Below are 17,327 nucleotides of genomic sequence, written 5' to 3' on the forward strand. Positions count from 1 at the left end.
CAACCCTAGCCCGCCGGGTCGGCCGGCTCGGCGGGCACCGTCGCGTGGAGCAGCCCGTCGCGCTCACGCACGATCCCGCGCGCGGCGAGTCCCGCGACGAGCTCGTCGACCGCGCCCTCGACGGGCAGGCCGACGGTGGCGGCGACGTGCCGCGCCCACGGGAGCCGTGCGAGCGCCGCGGCGTCGCGCGGGGCGTGCACGAGCGTGTGGACGACGGCGCGGCGGCCGGCGTGCCGGGCGGCGGCGGGCAGGTCGTGCTCCCAGGCTGCGTAGCGGTCCAGGCTGCGGGCGATCGCGGCCGGCACGTCGGTCACCACCGGGCCGTGGCCGGGGACGACGATCCGCGGGCCGAGCGCGGCGACCCGGTGGACCGCGGCCGCCATCGCGGCGACGCCCCCGGGCTCGTGGAAGCGCGCCCACGCGACGTCCCCGTCCTGGACGAGGTCCCCGGTGAGCGCGATCCGGTCGACCGGCTCCCAGTAGACGACGGCACCGGGCGTCTGCCCGCCGACGTGCACGACGTGCAGCTCGCGGTCCCCGGCGGCGAGCACGTCCCCGTCGGCGAGCACGCGGTCGACCGGGAACGGGGGCACGTCGAAGGCCAGGAACGCGCGATCGCACCGGTGGTCCAGGTCGGCGGCGTGGAGCGCGACCGGCACCCCGTGCTCGCGCGCGAGCCGGCCGACCCCGCCGACGTGGTCGTCGTGGGCGTGGGTGAGGAGCACCGCGGTGAGGTCGCCGGGCCGCAGACCCGCGTCGGCGAGCAGCGCGTCGATCGCGGCGCGGGACGCCACCCGGCCGGAGCCCGCGTCGACGAGCACGGGGGCGCGCCCGAGCACGAGCGCGACGGTCGCGCTCGGCGTGCGGCCGGGGAGCACGCGCAGCCAGGGAGGGAGCATCGGTGGAGGGTAGGGTCTGGGTCATGCCCGCCCTTCTCCACACCTGCTACCGCATCGGCGACATCGATCGCTCGGTCGCGTTCTACGAGGCCCTGGGCTTCGAGGAGCTGCGCCGCATGCCGATCCGCGACGAGGCGATCAACGTCTTCATGGGCCTGCCGGGGGACGGCGCCCGGCTGGAGCTGACCTACAACTTCGGGGTCGACTCCTACGACCTCGGCACCGGCTACAACCACATCGCGATCACCAGCGAGGACCTCGACGCGACGCTGGCGGCGCTCGCCGAGAAGGGCATCGAGCCGGAGAAGCCGCCCTACAGCATCCGCGAGGGCGGCTCCCGGCTGTGCTTCGTGCGGGATCCGGACGGCTACCGGATCGAGCTCATCGAGACGTCCGGGTAGCACACGGGACTCCCGCCGCCGGATGCGCGAGGATGCGGGCCGTGACGGAGGTCCCCGCATCCCCCGCCCGCCGTCGGCTCGCCGTCTGCGACCTCGGCTCCAACTCGTTCCGCCTGGTCGTCTTCACGGCGGTGGACGGCTGGTGGAGGCGCACCGACGAGATCTACCAGCCGGTCCGCATCGGCGAGGGGATGGCGGCGACCGGCGCGCTGGGCGCCGAGCCGATGAAGCGGGCGCTCGACACGATCACGGTCTTCTCGCACTTCTGCGCGGCGAGCGGCCTGCAGCCGGACGAGATCGACGCGGTGGCCACGAGCGCGATCCGCGACGCCACGAACCAGGCGACGTTCCTGCAGCGGGCGCGCAAGAAGGGCGGCATGGACATCCGCGTCCTGTCGCGCGAGGAGGAGGCCCACTACGGCTACCTGGCCGCGGTGAACTCGACGACGCTCGCGGACGGCGCCGTCCTGGACATCGGCGGCGGCTCGATGCAGCTCGTCGGGGTCACGGGCCGCCACGCGACCGACCGCGCCTCCTGGCCGCTGGGCGCTGTGCGCATGACCGAGCGGTTCCTCGACCACGCCGGTCCGGCGACGCCGAAGCAGCTCGACCGCCTGCGCGCGCACGTGGCCGCCGAGCTCGAGGCGCACCCGTGGATCGGGCGCAGCGGCAAGCGGCTCGTCGGGGTCGGCGGCACGGTCCGCAACCTCGCGGTCGCCGCGCAGCGGATGGCGGACATGCCCGCGGGGGGCGGCGTGCAGGGGTACGCGGTAGAGCGGGCGTGCGTCGACGAGCTGGTCGAGCGCGTCGCGGCGCTCCCGCGGTCCGAGCGCGGCAGCGTCCCGGGCGTGAAGCCGGCCCGGGCGGACGTCATCGTCGCGGGGCTCACGGTCATCCAGTCGGTCATGGAGATCGGGGGGTTCCCGGCGATCGAGGCGACCGAGGCCGGGCTGCGCGAGGGCGTCTTCTACTCCCGGTTCCTCGAGGACCGCGGCGATCCGCCGCTGTTCGAGGACGTGCGCTCGGCGAGCGTCCTGAACCTCGCCGCCCAGTACGGGGTCGAGCCTGCGCACACCGCGCACGTCGCCACCCTGGCCCTCGGGTTGTTCGACGACCTCGCCGCGGCGGGCCTGCACCCGGGCGACCCGATCGAGCGCGAGCTGCTGTGGGCGGCGAGCACGCTGCACGACATCGGCGTGGCGATCGACTACGACGACCACCACAAGCACACGCGCTACCTGATCCTCAACGCCGGCCTGCCCGGGTTCTCGCCGCGCGAGGTGGCGATCGTCGCCCAGGCGGCGCGCTACCACCGCAAGGGATCCCCGGACCCGGGCCCGCTGGCGCACCACTTCCGTGCGGGCGACGGGCGCGTGCTCGACCGCTGCGCGGTGCTGCTGCGGCTGGCGGAGGACCTGGAGCGCTCGCGCGACCAGGCCGTCCGGTCGGTCGGCGTGCGCGTCGACGACGAGCGGGTGGAGCTGACGCTCGACGCGCTCGAGGACGTCAGCGTCCCGCGCTGGGCGGCGCAGCGCGAGAACCCGCTCTTCACGCGCGCGTTCGACCGGCGGCTGGTCGTCGTCTGAGCGGCGCCGGGGCGCGCCGCGCTCAGGCGCGGCGCTGCAGCAGCCCGGCGGCGATCACGACGTCGTAGCCGGCGCAGAGCGCGGGGTACCAGGCCGGGATCAGGCTGTGCCCGCCACCGTCGTGGAGGGCGTCGAACGCGGCGTGGCTGGCCCAGCCGGCGGCGAGCAGCCGGGCGGCGCGGTCGCGGTCGGCACGGCTCGACGCGAGGACCCACGCGCTGTACGCGGCGAGCGCCGCGACCTCGCGGCGGGCGTGGTGGCCGTGCCGGTCACCGCTGCGGGCGGCCGGGTAGATCGCGGCGGCCACCGGGAGCCCGGCGCCGAGCAGGGCCAGGCGCCGGCGCGGCGCGTGCCGACGGACGAGGACCTCGGTCCCGACGGCGGACGCCACCCCGACGAGCAGGCCGGCCACGTGCTGGTCGATGCGCATGGCGCGAGCCTACGCGCCCGGGCCGACCGTGCGCGCGAGCCAGGCGGCCGCGATCGCCGCGGTCCCGGCGACGTCGCGCTTGAGCCCGTGGTCCCCCGCCACCACCACGACCTCGCGCGCGCGGTCCGGGTCGGGCGCGGGGACGCCGAAGCGGTCGCTCTCCCCCTGGACGACGAGCACCGGGACGCCGGCCGCGTCGAGCTCCGGCTGGCGTGAGGGGGCCGGACCGCTGCGACGCGGCGGCGGCTGCAGCGGGAAGGCGAGGCACAGCACCGCGTCGGCGCCGACCGCGGTCGCGGTCCGGCAGGCCACGCGCGCACCGGAGGACCGGCCGCCGCAGACCAGCCGCGGCACGTTCGCGAGCGGCCCCGCACGCAGCGCCTCGAGGACGGCGAGCCACGCGGCGTCGAGCGTGGGGGCGCGGGGCGCCGAGCGCTTCCCGGCGACGCGGTAGGGCTGCTCGACCAGCACGACCGAGCCCCCGTCCGCGACGACGCGCGCGGTGACCGCCTGCAGGTCCGGGGCGGTCACCGACCCCCCGGCCCCGTGGCCGAGGACGAGCGCGACCGGGGCGTCCGGGCGCAGCAGGCAGTGGGCGCGGGCCGGCCCGTGGGGGGTCGAAAGCGCCAGGACGTCGGTCATCCGGGCCGAGTGAACCAGAACCGGCGGCCGCGCGAAGAGCGGTGCACAGGGATCCCCACCACCTTCGGGAGGACGAATCACATGCAGGGACGGACGCGGCTCATCGCCGCAGCAACCACGGTGGCCACGCTCGGGCTCAGCGCCCCGGCGATGGCGGACACCGCGTACGGGCTGCTCGCGAGCGGCACGAAGCTGACCACCTTCGACACGGCCACGCCCAACCAGCAGGCCACCGCGATCGACATCAGCGGTCTGGCCACCGGTGAGAAGGTCGTCGGCATCGACGTCCGGCCCGCCAACGGCGTGCTCTACGGCCTCGGGGTCTCGGGGACCCAGGGCCGCCTCCTGCGCATCAACCCGGCCACCGGGGCCGCCACGCTCGTCGGCGTGCTGAAGGACGGCAGCGCCGCCGGCGCCGACATCGCCATCAGCGGCACGTCGTTCGACCTCGACTTCAACCCCGCCGCCGACCGGCTGCGGATCGTCAGCGACGCCGACCAGAACCTGCGCGTCAACCCGTCCAACGGCGTGACGGCCCAGGCGGTGCCCGGGACCCCGGGCGACGGGACGCTGGCGTTCGCCGGCGGGGACGCCAACGCGGGCGACAACCCGGACGTCGGGCACGCCGCGTACACGAACTCGTTCGCGGGCACGACGGCCACCACGCTGTACAACCTCGACGCGGGCAACGACGTCCTCGTCACCCAGACCCCGCCGAACGCGGGCACGCTGAACACCGTCGGCGCGCTCGGCGTGGACATCACGAACGTCGGCGGCTTCGACATCGTCCCGGGCACCAACCGGGCGATCGCGCTGCTGAACACGCTCGGCGCCACGCCCGCACGGCGCTTCTACACGGTTGATCTCACGACCGGCGCGGCGACGGCGACCTCGGGCGCCCTCGGGCAGGCCGACCCGCTCGTCGACTTCGCGCTCGCCCCGAAGGACACGGTCACCTTCCTCGGTCTCGCGACGGACGCGAACGGCGGCCAGCAGCTGTTCCAGTTCCGCTCCGACGACCCGGGCACGGTCTCCGGCACGGTGCCGGTCACGGGTCTCCCCGCGGGTGAGCGCCTGGTCGGGATCGACACCCGTCCGCGCACCGGCCAGGTGTACGGCGTCAGCTCGACCGGCAAGATCTTCCTGATCGAGCCGAACTCCGGGGTCGCGACCGCCGCCCCGAACAACCAGATCCCGGTCGCCCTGGACGGGACGCGCTTCGGCGTCGACTTCAACCCCGCCGCCGACCGGCTGCGGATCGTCTCCGACAACCGCCAGAACCTGCGGATCAACGTCGACAACGCCGCGGCGGGCACCGCGATGAACGGCTCCCCGGACGCCGCCTTCACGGCCCCGACCCAGAAGATCACCGAGGTCGCGTACACGAACAACACGTCGGACACGGCGACCACGCAGATCCAGTACATCGACTCGACGACCAACGAGCTGCTGACCGCCGCCGACGCGAACAACCCCGGCGTCCCGACGCCGCTGGGCACCGCGGCCGCCGGCAACGTCGCCGGCGCGCTGCAGGTGGACGTCACCGACCGCGGGGGCTACGACATCGTCGGCCCGTTCAACCGCCGCGTCGGCGCGTTCGCGACGGCGGCCGAGCCGAACGTCTACCGGCTCTACACGATCGGCGCCGAGGGTGGCCTGAGCAGCGAGGCGAAGGCGATCCCGACCGGCACGATCGCGCAGCCGGCGGGCACGGTCGTCGACGGCCTGACGGCCTTCACGGGCTCGACCGTCCGCTTCGGCGCGGCCTCGACGGCCGTGGCGGAGAACGGCGGCACGGCGACCGTGACGATCGTCCGCGAGAACGGCGCCGACAGCGCCGCGACGGTCTCCTACACGACGGCCGACGGGACCGGGAAGGCGGGCACCGACTACACGGCGACCTCCGGCTCGGTGACGTTCCAGCCCGGTGAGACGGTGAAGACCGTGTCCGTCCCGGTGATCGACGACGCGGTCGCGGAGGGCACGAAGACGTTCGCCGTCGCGCTGACCGCCTCGACCGGCGGGGCGCGGATCAGCACCCCGGCGCTGACCGCGGTGTCGATCCTCGACGACGAGATCCCGGCCAGCGTCGGGACCGGTCCCGGCCAGACCGTGACCGTCACGGTCCCGGTGCTCGTCCCGGCGACCGCGCCGTTCGTGTTCGTCCGCGCGGCGACCGACGAGATCCGGCTCAGCACGCTGCGCAGCAAGGGCATCCTCGTGCGGCTGTACTGCACGCAGGCCTGCGAGGTCAGCGGCAACCTGACCGCGAGCTCGGCACTGGCCAAGCGGTCCGGCAAGAACATCGCGACGCTGAAGGCCACGAAGGTCTCCGCGGGCGCGACGAGGCTCGTGCGCCTGAAGCTCACGAGCAAGGCCCGCACCGCGCTCGGCCGCAAGAGCCTGCGCTCCGCGACCTTCAAGCTGCCGCTGAAGGTCAAGGACCCGTCGGGCAAGACGACGAACGTCACGGCACTGACCGTGCGCGCGTTCAAGTAGCCCCGGACCCCCCGTCCGGCAGGACCCCGGGGGTCGGCGTGCGCGCCGACCCCCGGGTCGTCCTCAGGGTCATTCCGGATGGTCGGCGACGGCCACGCCCGGCAGCATCCGGGCCATGATGGCGACCGATCCTCCCTCCCCCTCCACGGCGCGGCCCCGGCTGGTGCGCCCCCGCCACGACCGGGTCCTGAGCGGCGTCTGCGCCGGCATGGCCCGCCACCTCGGCATCGACGTCGGCCTCGTCCGCGTCGCGACCGTGGTGCTGACCTTCCTCGGTGGCGCCGGCCTGCTGGCGTACCTGACGGTGCTGGTGCTCGTGCCCGAGGAGGGCCGCGACCAGCCGTTCGCGCGGTCCGGCCGCCTGGACGACGACGACCGCGCGCCGCTGATCCTCGGCGGGCTCGCGCTCGCCGCGGTGGTCTTCGGCGCGGGTCCGCTGCCGTGGGACTGGTGGGACGGCGGGCCGTGGCTGGCGATCCTCGCCGCCGGGGTGGCGCTCGTCGTCCTCAGCGTGCGCAACGACCGCCGCCGCGAGACCGTCGTGGCGGCCACGGCGACCGCTCCGGCGCCCACCGCGGACGACGAGGCCCCCACGACCGTCGCGCCCGGGCCACCGACCGCGGAGCAGCCCACGGCCGCCTCGGACGACGAGCCGACCGTCGTCCTCCCGCCGGACTGGCCCGACGGCGGCGGCCCGGGCGGGCCCGCCGCGCCACCCGACCCGTTCGGCCGCGCGGAGCCCCCGCGGCGCGGCGTGCAGGCCCGCGTCGTGCTCGGGCTCGTCCTGCTCGCGCTCGGGGCGCTGGGCGCGCTGGTCTCCGTCGCGGGCGCGGACCTCGGCGGCGGGACCGCGGTGGCGATCGGCGTGCTCCTGCTCGGGGCGGGTGCCGTGGCCGCCGCGCCGTTCGGCGGCTCGCGCGCCCTGCTGCTCCTGGGCTTCGCGACCGCGTCGATCGGCGGCTTCCTCGCCGCGACCGACCTCGACCTGGAGGGCGGGATCGGCGAGCGCCGCGAGCGTCCCGCCACCGTCGCCGGTCTGCCCGCCGACGGGTACCGGCTGGGCGTCGGCGACCAGCGCATCGACCTGCGCGACGTGGTCTTCCCCGTCGGCACGACGACCGTGAAGGTCCGTCAGGGCGTCGGCGAGCTGCGCGTCCGCGTGCCCGCCGGGGTCGCCCTGGTGGCCCGGGGACGGGTCAGCGGCGGCGCGCTCGAGGTGCTCGGACGCGAGGAGGACGGCAGCGACGCCGACCTCGAGGTGCAGAGCCCGGTGCGCAGCCTGCGCCGGGTCGTCGTCGACGCGAAGGTCACGTTCGGCGAGATCCGCATCCAGCAGGACGGCGTGACGGAGGGCCGCACGCGATGAGGCGCCTGGACCTCACCTCCCTCGTCGGCGGCGTCGCGCTGCTGGTCATCGGCCTCTTCCTGCTGCTCGACGGCACCGGCGAGGTCGACCTCACGCTCGGCTGGACGGCGTCGCTGGTGCTCGCGGGCGCGGGTGCCACGCTGCTGGTCGGCGGGCTGCGGGACGGGTCGTAGGATCCGGTCGTGGCGACCGCCGCCTCCGATCCCGCGACCTCGGCCCCGGCCCGGACGGGGCGCAGCCTGCGCGGCGCGCAGCGCACCGGCGACGGGGCGGTGCTGGCGGGCGTCTGCGCCGGCCTGGCGCGCGCCCTGGACCTCGACCCGCGGCTCGTCCGCGTCGTGGCGGTCGTGCTCGGGCTGTCCACGGGCGGGGCGGGGATCGGCGGGTACCTGCTGGCGTGGACGTTCATGTCCGGCGACGCGACCGCCTCCCCGAGCCCGCAGGCGCTGGGCTGGCGGGTCGCGGCCGGGGCGGGCATGCTCGCGGCCTCCGTGGTCCTGGCCCTGCAGGAGCTCGGCGCCGCCCCCGACGGCGCCCCGCTGCTGTGGCCCGTCGTGCTGACCGTCGCGGGTGTCGTGCTGCTCTGGCGCTCCGGACAGCCGCTCGCCGACCCGGCGCCCGCGCCCGCCCTGCCGACCGACGAGGGGCGCTGGCGCGGGCCCGGTGGGGCCGGGGCGGCCTCGGGCCGTGCGCTGCTGCGCGAGCTGCCCGGGCTCGGCCCGCGCACGCTCGCGGGGATCGCCCTGATCGCCGCCGGGCTCGTCGCGCTGCTCGAGGCGACCAACGCGATCGGCACGCTGCGGGACCTCGTCGTCGCGGGCGCGATCGTCCTGGCGGGGGTCACGTTGATCTTCGGCAGCTCGTGGCTCGGGCTGCTCTCGACGCTGCGCGAGGAGCGCGCGCAGCGCATCCGCTCGGAGGAGCGCGCGGAGATGGCCGCGCACCTGCACGACTCGGTGCTGCAGACGCTCGCGCTGATCCAGCGGCGCGCCGGCGACGACCGGGAGGTCGCGACGCTCGCCCGCCGGCAGGAGCGCGAGCTGCGCGACTGGCTCTCGGGGCGCGGTCAGGAGGCCGGGGGCGCCACCACCCTCACGGGGGCCCTGCGCGCCGCCGCCGCCGACGTCGAGGAGCGGCACGCCGTGACCGTCGAGGTGGTGACCGTCGGCGACGTCGCGCTCGACGACCACGTCGCGGCGCTCGTGCGCGCGACGGGCGAGGCCGCGGTGAACGCCGCGAAGTTCGCGGGGACCGGCCGGGTGGACGTGTTCGCCGAGGTGGGCCCCGAGCGCGTCGAGGTGTTCGTCCGCGACCGCGGCGCGGGCTTCGACCCCGACACCGTCCCGGAGGACCGCCGCGGTCTGCGCGAGTCGATCGTCGGGCGGATGGCCCGCCACGGCGGCCGCGCCGTCGTCCGCTCCGCCCCCGGAGAGGGCACCGAGGTGGAGCTCGTCCTGGACCGTCCCGAGGCAGGGAGCCGCTGATGCTGCGCGTCGCGATCGTCGACGACCACGACCTCGTCCGCTCGGGCGTGCGCGCCGAGCTCGGCGACGCCGTCGAGGTCGTCGGGGACGCGGGGACGGTCGCCGCGGCGATCGAGCTGATCCGCGCCACCGCCCCGGACGTCGTCCTGCTGGACGTCCACATGCCCGACGGCGGCGGGGTGGCCGTCCTGCGCGGCGCGGGCGACACGCCCGGCACGCGGTTCCTGGCCCTGAGCGTCAGCGACGCCGCCGAGGACGTCATCGCCGTGGTCCGGGCGGGCGCGCGCGGCTACGTGACGAAGTCGATCGCGGGCGACGAGCTCGCCGACGCGGTGCGCCGCGTCGCCGACGGGGACGCCGTGTTCTCCCCGCGCCTGGCGGGCTACGTGCTGGACGCGTTCGCCGGGCGCGAGCCCGTCGCCGACCCCGAGCTCGACCTCCTCACCGACCGCGAGCGCGAGGTCCTGCGCCACATCGCCCGCGGCTACATGTACAAGGAGGTCGCCCACCGCCTCGGCATCTCGGTCAAGACGGTCGAGGCGCACGTCAGCGCGGTCCTGCGCAAGCTGCAGCTCTCCAGCCGCCACGAGCTCGCCCGCTGGGCCTCAGCCCGCCACCTCATCGACTAGGTCCGGCGCCCGCCAGCGGCCGAACAGGGAGTTCTTCCGGTCAGAGGCGAAGAACTCCCTGTTCGACGCCTGCGGGGCGGGGCGGGGCGCCGTCAGGCGCGGGCGGCGATCCGGGCGTGGAGGTACTCCACCGCCGGGGTGGCGATGCCGTGCCGGGCGGCCGCGCGCAGCACCGCACCCGGGATCGCGTCGAGCTCCGGCGCCCGCGCGGCTGCGACGTCGCGGGCCATCGAGCTGGACTGGTCGCCGCGCAGTGCGTCGACCTCGGCGATCGTCGTGTCCGTGTCGACGTCGGCGCCCTCGGCGCGGGCGACCGCGGCGGTCTCCGCGATCGCCGCGTGCAGGGCGGACAGGCGCGACGGGTCCTCGCGGATCTCCCCGAGCGTGGCGTCGAACGCGGTCGTCGCGCACGCGATCGCGTTGAGGCGGGCGAGCTTGCTCCACAGCACGTCCGCCTCGCTCGCGCCCGTGCGCGTCTCGATGCCGGCGCTGCGCAGCGCGCGCGCGAGCGCGGCGACGGGCGGGATGTCGGTCTCGGGCCCCGCGATGTCGATCCGCACCGCGGCGCTGTCCTGGACGATGCGACCGACCGCGGGACGGTCGCTCTGCACGCGGATGACCCCGGCGCGCGTGCGGGCGTCCCCGAACCGCGCGCGGAGCACCTCCATGTGGTCGAGGCCGTTGAGGAGCGGGACGACGAGCCGCGGCGCGTCGGGGGCGACCCGCTCCAGCGAGGCGCTCAGCGTGGTCGCCTTGCTGGCCACGAGCAGCGCGTCGACGGGCTCGTCGAGCGTCGTGGCGATGCGCGGCCAGGCGACGAAGTCCTCGTCGAGCGCGCGCGAGGTCACGTGCAGCCCGGTGCGCGCGAGCGTGTCGGCGGTCTCCTCGCGGCAGAGCAGGACGACGGGCTCGCCCGCGTGCGCGAGCGCCCCGGCCACGAGGCCGCCGACGCCGCCCGGTCCGAGGACCGCGATCAAGAGGCGGCGTAGGGGTCGTTCTCGCGCGTCGGCCCGACGGGCACGACGAGCGGCTCGGCGGGCGCGGTGATCGTCTCGGTCTGCTCGATCTCGAGCTCCGGCGGCTCCATGCCGTCGCAGACGAGACGGAACGACCCGGTCCCGACCTTGCCGTCGGCCTCGAGCACGAGACCGGCGATGGTGTCGCCCTCCTCCCACTGCATCCGCTCGATCTCGAACGGGTTCATCCGCACGGTGTGCGGCGGGAACGGGCAGCTCTTGTTGTGCTGGTCCTTGGCCTTGACGATGGCCTCGAAGTTCTTCGCCTCGGGGTTGCTCATCGCACCTCGTCCGATCGCATCGTCACCGACTTGTAGCGCACGTAGCTGTCGGTCGAGGCCTTGTAGCGGTAGAGCGCCTTGGACACGAAGCTCGGGCAGCAGCCCGCGTCGCGGGACGTGTACCAGGGCTGCAGGACCTGCAGCTCCTTGCCCTTGAAGTCCTTGCGGAGGTTCTCCGCCACGACGTCCCCGGTGCTGTGGTACTTCGCGCCCTTGGGCCGGACCGTCGCGGCCCGGAACGGGCCGAGGCTCAGCAGGCGCTTGACGCGCGGGCAGCCGTCGCCGCGGTCGCGGACGTCCCCGACGACGATCTGGCCGTTGCGCCCGCTCGCCCCGCTGGCGGCGGCGATGATGAACTCGCGGTCGGCGGGGTCGCCGTCGATCTCCAGGGACTGCGCGCCACTGACGAAGTTCTCGGTCCGCACGAGCAGGGGCGTCGCCTTCTCGGCGCCGTCGCAGACGTTGACGAGCTCGACCATGATGTCGCGCACGCCGTCGGGATCGGCGCAGGGCGGCGGTGACGTCTCGCCGTCGACGTAGCAGCGGACCGTGCGGACGCGGATCGTCTCGAGCTCCGGGTCGCGGTCGACGTTCAGCTGCAGCGGCTCGTCGAGCGGCAGCGGGGTGTCCTGGGCGTCCGCGGGCCCGACCGCGAACGCGGCGGCGGCGAGGACGGGCAGGACGAGGAGGCGGCGCATGCCGGGCAGCCTACGCCTCAGCGGGCAGCAGCACCCCGGGGTTCATCACGCCCGCCGGGTCGATCGCGGCCTTCGCGCCGCGCAGCGCGGCGGCGAACACGTCCGGTCGCTGCGTCTCGTAGTAGGGGCGGTGGTCGCGTCCGACCGCGTGGTGGTGGGTGATCGTGCCGCCGGCGGCGACGATCGCGCGGCTGGCCGCGTCCTTCATCGCCTGCCACTGGGCGACCTCGTCGCCGCGCCGGGCGGGCGCGATGACGGTGTAGTACGGCGCGGGGCCGTCGGGGTACACGTGGGTGAAGCGGCAGGTCACGCGGCACGGCTCGCCGAGCGCGGCGCGCGTGGCGCCCACCACCGTCTCGTGGAACGCGGGGAACCGGTCCCAGGTGATCGCCGTCTCGAACGTGTCCGCGAGCACCCCGACCTGCATGAGCGTGTCGCGCAGGTACGGCATCGCCAGGAACGCGTCGCGCCAGGCGGAGACGGCGCCGCCGGCGCGCGGCTCGTCCGGTGAGCCGCCGTGTTCCCGGCAGATCGCCAGCCCGCGGTCGAGCCGGTCGGCGACGTCGTGGTCGGTCGACTCGAACCCGAGGACGAGCAGCGCGGTCGTCCCGTCACCGGCCCCGGTCTGCTGCGCCTCCAGCGGGTCGACGAGGCGGCAGTTGGCGGGCAGCAGCCCGCTCTGGGACAGGGCGCGCACGGCGTCCGCCCCGGCGAGGAAGGTCGGGAACCGGACCGCACGCGAGGCCCGGTGCTCGGGCCGCGGCTGCACGCGCACCCAGGCCTCGGTGATCACGCCGAGCGTGCCCTCGCTGCCGAGCAGCAGCCGGTCGGGGGACGGTCCGGCCCCGGAGCCGGGCAGGCGCCGCGACGCCCACGCCCCGATCGGGGTGATCGCCCGGACGCTCTCGACGAGGTCGTCGACGTGCGTCCAGACCGTCGCGAAGTGCCCGCCGGCGCGCGTGGCGATCCAGCCGCCGAGGGTCGAGAGCTCGAACGACTGGGGGAAGAACCGCATCGTCATCCCGTGCGCCCGCAGCTGCTCCTCGAGCCGCGGGCCGCTCGCCCCGGCGCCGATGCGCGCCGCGCGCGAGACGTCGTCGAGCTCGTGCAGGGCGTCGAGCGCCCCGAGGTCGACGGAGACGGCGCCCTCGAACCGCGGTCCGAGCTCGCGCGGCTCGACGCCGCCGCAGACGCTGGTGCCGCCGCCGTAGGGGATGACCGCGACGCGGGCGTCCGCCGCCCACGCCAGGACGGCCTCGAGCTCGTGCTCGTCGCGGGGACGGGCGACCGCGTCGACGGGATGCTCGATGACGCCGCGGAAGGCGCGGACGGTGTCGAGGTAGGACTTCCCCTGGGCGTGGCGGATCCGCTGCTCGCCGTCGGTGGTGAGGATCCCCCGCAGCGCCGCGGGGACCGGGACGCGCGGCGCGGGGAGGGTCGCGAGGACGTCGGCGAGCCGGGCGGGCTCCTCCACCTCGGCGCTGCCGAAGCCGAGCTGCTGCACGATCGCCGGGGCGGCGGCCCGCAGCGCCTCGACGGGCTGGTGCCCGTCGTCGTAGCCCCAGCCCCACCAGCTGCGTGTCCGCGCGCTCATGCGCTGACGCTATCCGGACGGGCCGCGCGTAGCCTGTGGAGCATGGCGGTGTGCCCGAACTGCAAGGAGCCGGTCAGTCAGTTCGCGGCGGGGTGCGCGGTGTGCGGCACCGACCTCGAGGCGCACCGTCGCGCCCGGGCGCAGCGCCGCGGGGTGCGGCTGCCGGGCCTGCCGCGCCTGGTCGAGGCGGACCTCGTCGTCGGGGTCGTGGCGCTGGCGATCCTCGGGCAGCCGCTGATCGGGATCGTCCTGGCGCTGCTGGCGCTCTACCGGCACCCGGACCTGATCTTCCCCGGCCCGCGGCGCACCGCGCTGATCGCGCTGTGCGGGATCGGGGTCGTGCTGCTGCTCGCCACCGGCGGCGTGGGGATCCTCTTCTACGGCGGCTGATCAGGCGCGGCCGGCGGGTGCGCGCAGCGGCATCCGCCCCTGGCGGAACGCGGCGAGCTGCCCGGCGGTGCGGCGGCGCACGAGCAGCCGCAGGACCGGCGAGTGGCCGAGCACCTTGCCGAGCGGTCCCATCGCCTGCGCGGCCCAGGCGTGCAGGTCGAAGCTGTCGCGGTGATCGGCGATCAGGCCGTCGCGGAACACGTACCGCGCACGGATCTCGTTGACCACCGGGCGGCCCTGGAAGTCGTAGCGGGCGATCCAGCGGGCGTGCCCGGTCTGCTCGTCGGCGTCGCGCTCGGGGACCTCGACCTCGACCCCGGAGGCGCGGGCGGTGAGCATCCGCCACATGTCCTGGGCGGCACCGTCGCGCAGCTCGCCGAACGCGGGGTCCTCGAACACGGCGTCCGGGGTGTAGCAGGCGGCCATCGCCTCGCCGTCCCCGGCGGCGAGCGCCGCGTACAGCCGGTCGATGACGGCGACGTGCTCCTGCGCGCTGGACATGGCGCGATCCTATGCGGCGCCGGGCAGCATGCGCGAGGGCAACGGCGCGCCGTGTCGCGCCGCCTCCTCGCGCAGCCCGTCCCACGGGACGAGCGGCACGTCGAGGTCCGCGGCGATCGCCTCGACGAGGCGGCGGCGCTCGGGCTCGTTGCGCGGCGGGTGCGCGAGCGCCTGGATCCGCGCGTGCTGCGCGCGCAGGCCCTCGCGGTGCGCCTCGATGCGCCCCCAGGCCGTGACGACGCCCTCGACCCAGTGCCACTCGCCGTACCAGCGCTGCGTGCCGGGCGCGTGGTAGGCGTAGACGCCGCACTGGCAGTCCGGGTGCGGCGACTCGTGCGGCGCGTCGAGCCAGCCGACGCCTCGGGTGAGCGTGCGGTTGGCGGGGTAGCAGACCGCGTGCATGTCGCGGCCGTCCCAGGTGCACGGGATGTACGGGGAGTGCAGCCGGTCCTTGACGATTCGCCAGGCGCGGAAGCCGACGACCGGCTCGATCAGGTCCGGGGCCGCGCTCACGTGCGGACGGGCTCCCGCTCGGGAGCCGGGGTGGGCGCGGGCCGCGGCGGGGCGGCGGGCTCGCGCGCGGGCGCCGGCGCCCGGTCGGGGACGACGACGGGCTCGACGACGATCGTGCGGGACGGACCGGTGAGCGACACCTCCCCTCGAGGGTAGCGCCCGGGCCGACCCCGCTCCCGCCAAGCTCAGGCGGTGGCGCCCGAGCCGAGCAGCACCGTGCACTGCGACGACCACGCACCGCCGTTGCCGTGGACGAGCGAGACGTCGCGGCCGACCTCGCGGACCTGGCGGACGCCCTCGACGAGCAGCGGCAACCCGTTCATCCCGGGGTGCTGGAAGCTCAGGCCGCCGCCGGTGGTGTTCACGGGCAGCGCGCCGCCGGGGGCGATCGCGCCGCTCGCCACGAACGGGCCGCCCTCGCCCTTGGGGCAGAACCCGAGGTCCTCGAGGAACACGATCGGGGTGATCGTGAACGCGTCGTAGAGCTGGGCGACCTGCACGTCGGCGGCGGTCAGGCCGGCCTCCGCGTACGCGCGGGCACCGGACTCCACCGCGGCGGTCGTGGTCAGCGAGGGCATCGAGGAGACGTGCCGGTGGGAGAGCGCCTCGCCGATCCCGAGGACGAGCACCTCGGGGACCGCCGGTCCGAGCAGCTCCCGCGCGCGCTCGCGGGCGACGACGACGATCGCGCCACCGCCGTCGGTGACGAGGCAGCAGTCGCGCACCCCGAGCGGGTCGCAGACGCGGGGCGCCGCCAGCACGTCGGCGATCTCCAGCGGCGTGGTCGACCAGGCGGCGGGCGTGCCCTCCCAGGCGCGCGCCCAGGCGCGGGCGCTCACCGCGACCGCGGCGAGCTGCTCGGGCGTGGTCCCGTACTCGTGCATGTGCCGGGAGGCGGCGAGCGCGTACGCGGCGATCGGCAGCGGCGGCCGGTAGGGCGCCTCGTAGGGGTCGACCTCCTGGACGGAGGCGGCGGCGCGGCCGACGAGCCGCTGCGTGGAGCCGTAGGCGATGAGCGCCACCTCGATCTGCCCGGCCGCGATGAGCGCGCGGGCGTGGTTGAGGTGCGCGATCGGGGACGAGCCGCCGACCTGCGTGGAGTCGCTGACCCGGGGGCGGATGCCGAGCTCCTCCGCGAGCGTGACGCTCGCCCACGGCAGCTGCGTCGACGCGGCGAACAGGCCGTCGACGTCCTGCACCCCCAGGCCGCACTGCCCCAGCGCGCGGCGCGCCGCCTGCGCGGCGAGCCCCGCGGGCGTGGTGCCCTCGGGCACCGCCCCCATGTCCGAGAGCGCGGCGCCCGCGATCGCGACCTGCGCGCGCAGGCTCACGACGCACCGGCGGGGTCGTCGCCGTCGGCGACCGGCCGGAAGACCGGAACGTCGCCCTCCCACTCGACCTGCACGCGGGCGCCGATCCGGACGGCCTCCGGCGCGACGCCGACGACGCGGCTCATCATCCGGAAGCCCTCGTCGAGGTCGACGAGCGAGACGTCGTAGGGCTCGCCGTCGCGCGGGCGCACGGTGCAGGTCGCGTGGACGCGGCCGCGCCCGGTGCTGATCGCCCACGCGCCCGCTCCGACGCGCGGGCGGAACACGGCGGTTCCGTCGGGGGCCACCTGGTAGGCGAGGCGGCCCTCGCGTGCGTGCGCCAGCCAGGTCGCCGAGGGGGCGGGATCGAGCTCCATGACCGGGACTCTGACGGACGCGACCATCTAGGGTTTGGCCCATGGCACCGTCTCCCGGCATCATCGCGCGCGGACCCTGGGTGCCGTCGGCCGTCGAGGCCCGCTGGCTCGACGACCACTACGAGCCGCCCGCCGCGGCGACCGCCGCCGCCGACGCGGCGATCACCGCGCTGGCCGAGCGCGGCTCCCCCAGCCACGACGGTCTCGGCGCCCGCTTCGTGTCGCACCGCGAGGTCGACGGGCGGCTCGTGATCGAGATGCAGCCGGCCCGCTGGGGCCTGCGGCTCGTCGACGGGGACGCGTCGCAGTCGATGGCCGCGCTCTGCGTCACGCGCGCGCACGACGGGCGCTGGCTCGCCGGCCGCCGCGCGGCGTGGCTGTCCACCTGGGCGGGCCGCTGGGCGCTCGGCGCCGGCGGTGCCGTCGACGTGGGCGAGTCGCCCGCCGAGACGCTCACGCGCGAGCTGATGGAGGAGTGGCAGCTGACCGCCGATCGCGTCCAGGTCGACGCGCTCGTGCGCCTGCCCCACCAGATGATCATGGTCGTCGGCCAGGCCTGGCTGCCCGAGGGCGCCGACGAGCAGCTCGTCATGGACTCCGAGCACGACGCCTACGCGTGGTGGCCGGCGTCGGTCGACGACTGGCCGCCGGAGGCCGACGAGCCCCTGCGCCGCATGGCGGCGCTGCTGGCGTCCGCCGGGCCCGCGTGAC

General features: G+C 75.9%; 21 protein-coding genes. 9 read left to right on the top strand and 12 right to left on the bottom strand.

What is annotated here, in order from left to right:
• Positions 1–5 precede the first annotated feature (5 nt).
• Positions 6–899, bottom strand: coding sequence for an MBL fold metallo-hydrolase (locus C7Y72_RS03270; RefSeq protein ID WP_107567173.1), 894 nt, complete (start codon positions 897–899; stop codon positions 6–8).
• 23 nt (positions 900–922) lie between these two features.
• Here C7Y72_RS03270 and C7Y72_RS03275 point away from each other — a divergent pair, with 23 nt between their 5' ends.
• Both C7Y72_RS03275 and C7Y72_RS03280 read left to right on the top strand, forming a co-directional pair.
• A complete protein-coding gene (locus C7Y72_RS03275; protein WP_107567174.1) occupies positions 923–1,300 on the top strand; it encodes a VOC family protein in 378 nt (125 codons plus the stop codon).
• A gap of 41 nt (positions 1,301–1,341) precedes the next feature.
• Positions 1,342–2,886 carry a Ppx/GppA phosphatase family protein gene (locus C7Y72_RS03280; RefSeq protein WP_158276607.1) on the top strand — a complete coding sequence of 515 codons (1,545 nt, stop codon included), beginning with the start codon at positions 1,342–1,344 and terminating at the stop codon, positions 2,884–2,886.
• A gap of 22 nt (positions 2,887–2,908) precedes the next feature.
• Here C7Y72_RS03280 and C7Y72_RS03285 read toward each other — a convergent pair whose 3' ends face one another.
• Together C7Y72_RS03285 and C7Y72_RS03290 are read right to left on the bottom strand one after the other, a co-directional pair.
• Positions 2,909–3,316, bottom strand: a complete 408-nt coding sequence (locus C7Y72_RS03285) for a hypothetical protein (RefSeq protein WP_199223844.1) — start codon at positions 3,314–3,316, stop codon at positions 2,909–2,911.
• 9 nt (positions 3,317–3,325) lie between these two features.
• Positions 3,326–3,958 (bottom strand): alpha/beta hydrolase family protein, encoded by a 633-nt coding sequence (locus C7Y72_RS03290; protein ID WP_107567176.1) that lies wholly within the window; start codon positions 3,956–3,958, stop codon positions 3,326–3,328.
• Between the two features lie 81 nt (positions 3,959–4,039).
• Here C7Y72_RS03290 and C7Y72_RS03295 point away from each other — a divergent pair, with 81 nt between their 5' ends.
• The 5 genes from C7Y72_RS03295 (at position 4,040) to C7Y72_RS03310 (ending at position 9,936) form a co-directional block, all read left to right on the top strand.
• Positions 4,040–6,457 carry a DUF4394 domain-containing protein gene (locus C7Y72_RS03295; RefSeq protein WP_107567177.1) on the top strand — a complete coding sequence of 806 codons (2,418 nt, stop codon included), beginning with the start codon at positions 4,040–4,042 and terminating at the stop codon, positions 6,455–6,457.
• Between the two features lie 118 nt (positions 6,458–6,575).
• Complete coding sequence (locus C7Y72_RS03300) at positions 6,576–7,823, top strand: PspC domain-containing protein (protein WP_158276608.1); 1,248 nt, start codon at positions 6,576–6,578, stop codon at positions 7,821–7,823.
• Positions 7,820–7,996 (top strand): hypothetical protein, encoded by a 177-nt coding sequence (locus C7Y72_RS23060; RefSeq protein ID WP_158276609.1) that lies wholly within the window; start codon positions 7,820–7,822, stop codon positions 7,994–7,996. Before C7Y72_RS03300 ends, C7Y72_RS23060 begins: the two co-directional genes overlap by 4 nt.
• A gap of 9 nt (positions 7,997–8,005) precedes the next feature.
• A complete protein-coding gene (locus C7Y72_RS03305; RefSeq protein WP_107567179.1) occupies positions 8,006–9,307 on the top strand; it encodes an ATP-binding protein in 1,302 nt (433 codons plus the stop codon).
• The gene (locus C7Y72_RS03310) at positions 9,307–9,936 is read left to right on the top strand and encodes a response regulator (RefSeq protein WP_107567180.1); all 630 of its coding nucleotides are present in this window, start codon (positions 9,307–9,309) and stop codon (positions 9,934–9,936) included. Before C7Y72_RS03305 ends, C7Y72_RS03310 begins: the two co-directional genes overlap by 1 nt.
• Before the next feature lie 92 nt (positions 9,937–10,028).
• Here C7Y72_RS03310 and C7Y72_RS03315 read toward each other — a convergent pair whose 3' ends face one another.
• The 4 genes from C7Y72_RS03315 to C7Y72_RS03325 are packed head-to-tail and all read right to left on the bottom strand — an operon-like array spanning position 10,029 to position 13,525.
• Entirely contained in the window at positions 10,029–10,913 is an 885-nt protein-coding gene (locus C7Y72_RS03315) for a ketopantoate reductase family protein (protein WP_158276610.1), read from the bottom strand.
• On the bottom strand, positions 10,910–11,233 hold the full coding sequence (locus tag C7Y72_RS23065) for a hypothetical protein (protein ID WP_158276611.1): 324 nt from the start codon (positions 11,231–11,233) through the stop codon (positions 10,910–10,912). The genes C7Y72_RS03315 and C7Y72_RS23065 overlap by 4 nt, the downstream gene beginning before the upstream one ends.
• A complete protein-coding gene (locus tag C7Y72_RS03320) occupies positions 11,230–11,931 on the bottom strand; it encodes a hypothetical protein (protein WP_107567182.1) in 702 nt (233 codons plus the stop codon). Before C7Y72_RS03320 ends, C7Y72_RS23065 begins: the two co-directional genes overlap by 4 nt.
• Positions 11,932–11,941: 10 nt before the next feature.
• A complete protein-coding gene (locus C7Y72_RS03325; RefSeq protein WP_107567183.1) occupies positions 11,942–13,525 on the bottom strand; it encodes an FAD-binding oxidoreductase in 1,584 nt (527 codons plus the stop codon).
• A gap of 42 nt (positions 13,526–13,567) precedes the next feature.
• On the opposite strand from C7Y72_RS03325, the gene C7Y72_RS03330 reads away from it, so the two are divergent.
• Positions 13,568–13,915 carry a PRA1 family protein gene (locus C7Y72_RS03330; protein WP_107567184.1) on the top strand — a complete coding sequence of 116 codons (348 nt, stop codon included), beginning with the start codon at positions 13,568–13,570 and terminating at the stop codon, positions 13,913–13,915.
• Here the strand turns inward: C7Y72_RS03330 and C7Y72_RS03335 are convergent, their stop codons facing one another.
• From C7Y72_RS03335 to C7Y72_RS03350, 5 genes are read right to left on the bottom strand one after another with little or no spacing between them, the layout of a single operon-like run.
• On the bottom strand, positions 13,916–14,416 hold the full coding sequence (locus C7Y72_RS03335; protein WP_107567185.1) for a nuclear transport factor 2 family protein: 501 nt from the start codon (positions 14,414–14,416) through the stop codon (positions 13,916–13,918). It lies immediately after the preceding gene.
• 9 nt (positions 14,417–14,425) lie between these two features.
• Positions 14,426–14,929 (bottom strand): hypothetical protein, encoded by a 504-nt coding sequence (locus C7Y72_RS03340; RefSeq protein ID WP_107567186.1) that lies wholly within the window; start codon positions 14,927–14,929, stop codon positions 14,426–14,428.
• The gene (locus C7Y72_RS23070) at positions 14,926–15,069 is read right to left on the bottom strand and encodes a hypothetical protein (protein ID WP_154733486.1); all 144 of its coding nucleotides are present in this window, start codon (positions 15,067–15,069) and stop codon (positions 14,926–14,928) included. The genes C7Y72_RS03340 and C7Y72_RS23070 overlap by 4 nt, the downstream gene beginning before the upstream one ends.
• A 45-nt stretch (positions 15,070–15,114) precedes the next feature.
• Positions 15,115–16,260: an acetyl-CoA acetyltransferase gene (locus C7Y72_RS03345; RefSeq protein ID WP_199223845.1), complete on the bottom strand. Its 1,146-nt coding sequence runs from the start codon at positions 16,258–16,260 to the stop codon at positions 15,115–15,117.
• Positions 16,257–16,616, bottom strand: coding sequence for a Zn-ribbon domain-containing OB-fold protein (locus C7Y72_RS03350; RefSeq protein WP_107567187.1), 360 nt, complete (start codon positions 16,614–16,616; stop codon positions 16,257–16,259). Before C7Y72_RS03350 ends, C7Y72_RS03345 begins: the two co-directional genes overlap by 4 nt.
• Positions 16,617–16,657: 41 nt before the next feature.
• On the opposite strand from C7Y72_RS03350, the gene C7Y72_RS03355 reads away from it, so the two are divergent.
• Entirely contained in the window at positions 16,658–17,326 is a 669-nt protein-coding gene (locus tag C7Y72_RS03355; RefSeq protein ID WP_107567188.1) for an NUDIX hydrolase, read from the top strand.
• The last annotated feature ends 1 nt before the right edge of the window (position 17,327 follow it).

This window comes from Paraconexibacter algicola (assembly GCF_003044185.1).
Lineage (GTDB): Bacteria > Actinomycetota > Thermoleophilia > Solirubrobacterales > Solirubrobacteraceae > Paraconexibacter > Paraconexibacter algicola.

What these genes read in the sequence shown, in the direction of transcription:
- C7Y72_RS03270 (WP_107567173.1), bottom strand. Translation starts at nt 899, where the DNA reads ATGCTCCCTCCCTGGCTGCGCGTGCTCCCCGGCCGCACGCCGAGCGCG.
- C7Y72_RS03275 (WP_107567174.1), top strand. Translation starts at nt 923, where the DNA reads ATGCCCGCCCTTCTCCACACCTGCTACCGCATCGGCGACATCGATCGC.
- C7Y72_RS03285 (WP_199223844.1), bottom strand. Translation starts at nt 3,316, where the DNA reads ATGCGCATCGACCAGCACGTGGCCGGCCTGCTCGTCGGGGTGGCGTCC.
- C7Y72_RS03290 (WP_107567176.1), bottom strand. Translation starts at nt 3,958, where the DNA reads ATGACCGACGTCCTGGCGCTTTCGACCCCCCACGGGCCGGCCCGCGCC.
- C7Y72_RS03295 (WP_107567177.1), top strand. Translation starts at nt 4,040, where the DNA reads ATGCAGGGACGGACGCGGCTCATCGCCGCAGCAACCACGGTGGCCACG.
- C7Y72_RS03300 (WP_158276608.1), top strand. Translation starts at nt 6,576, where the DNA reads ATGGCGACCGATCCTCCCTCCCCCTCCACGGCGCGGCCCCGGCTGGTG.
- C7Y72_RS23060 (WP_158276609.1), top strand. Translation starts at nt 7,820, where the DNA reads ATGAGGCGCCTGGACCTCACCTCCCTCGTCGGCGGCGTCGCGCTGCTG.
- C7Y72_RS03310 (WP_107567180.1), top strand. Translation starts at nt 9,307, where the DNA reads ATGCTGCGCGTCGCGATCGTCGACGACCACGACCTCGTCCGCTCGGGC.
- C7Y72_RS23065 (WP_158276611.1), bottom strand. Translation starts at nt 11,233, where the DNA reads ATGAGCAACCCCGAGGCGAAGAACTTCGAGGCCATCGTCAAGGCCAAG.
- C7Y72_RS03320 (WP_107567182.1), bottom strand. Translation starts at nt 11,931, where the DNA reads ATGCGCCGCCTCCTCGTCCTGCCCGTCCTCGCCGCCGCCGCGTTCGCG.
- C7Y72_RS03325 (WP_107567183.1), bottom strand. Translation starts at nt 13,525, where the DNA reads ATGAGCGCGCGGACACGCAGCTGGTGGGGCTGGGGCTACGACGACGGG.
- C7Y72_RS03330 (WP_107567184.1), top strand. Translation starts at nt 13,568, where the DNA reads ATGGCGGTGTGCCCGAACTGCAAGGAGCCGGTCAGTCAGTTCGCGGCG.
- C7Y72_RS03335 (WP_107567185.1), bottom strand. Translation starts at nt 14,416, where the DNA reads ATGTCCAGCGCGCAGGAGCACGTCGCCGTCATCGACCGGCTGTACGCG.
- C7Y72_RS03350 (WP_107567187.1), bottom strand. Translation starts at nt 16,616, where the DNA reads ATGGAGCTCGATCCCGCCCCCTCGGCGACCTGGCTGGCGCACGCACGC.
- C7Y72_RS03355 (WP_107567188.1), top strand. Translation starts at nt 16,658, where the DNA reads ATGGCACCGTCTCCCGGCATCATCGCGCGCGGACCCTGGGTGCCGTCG.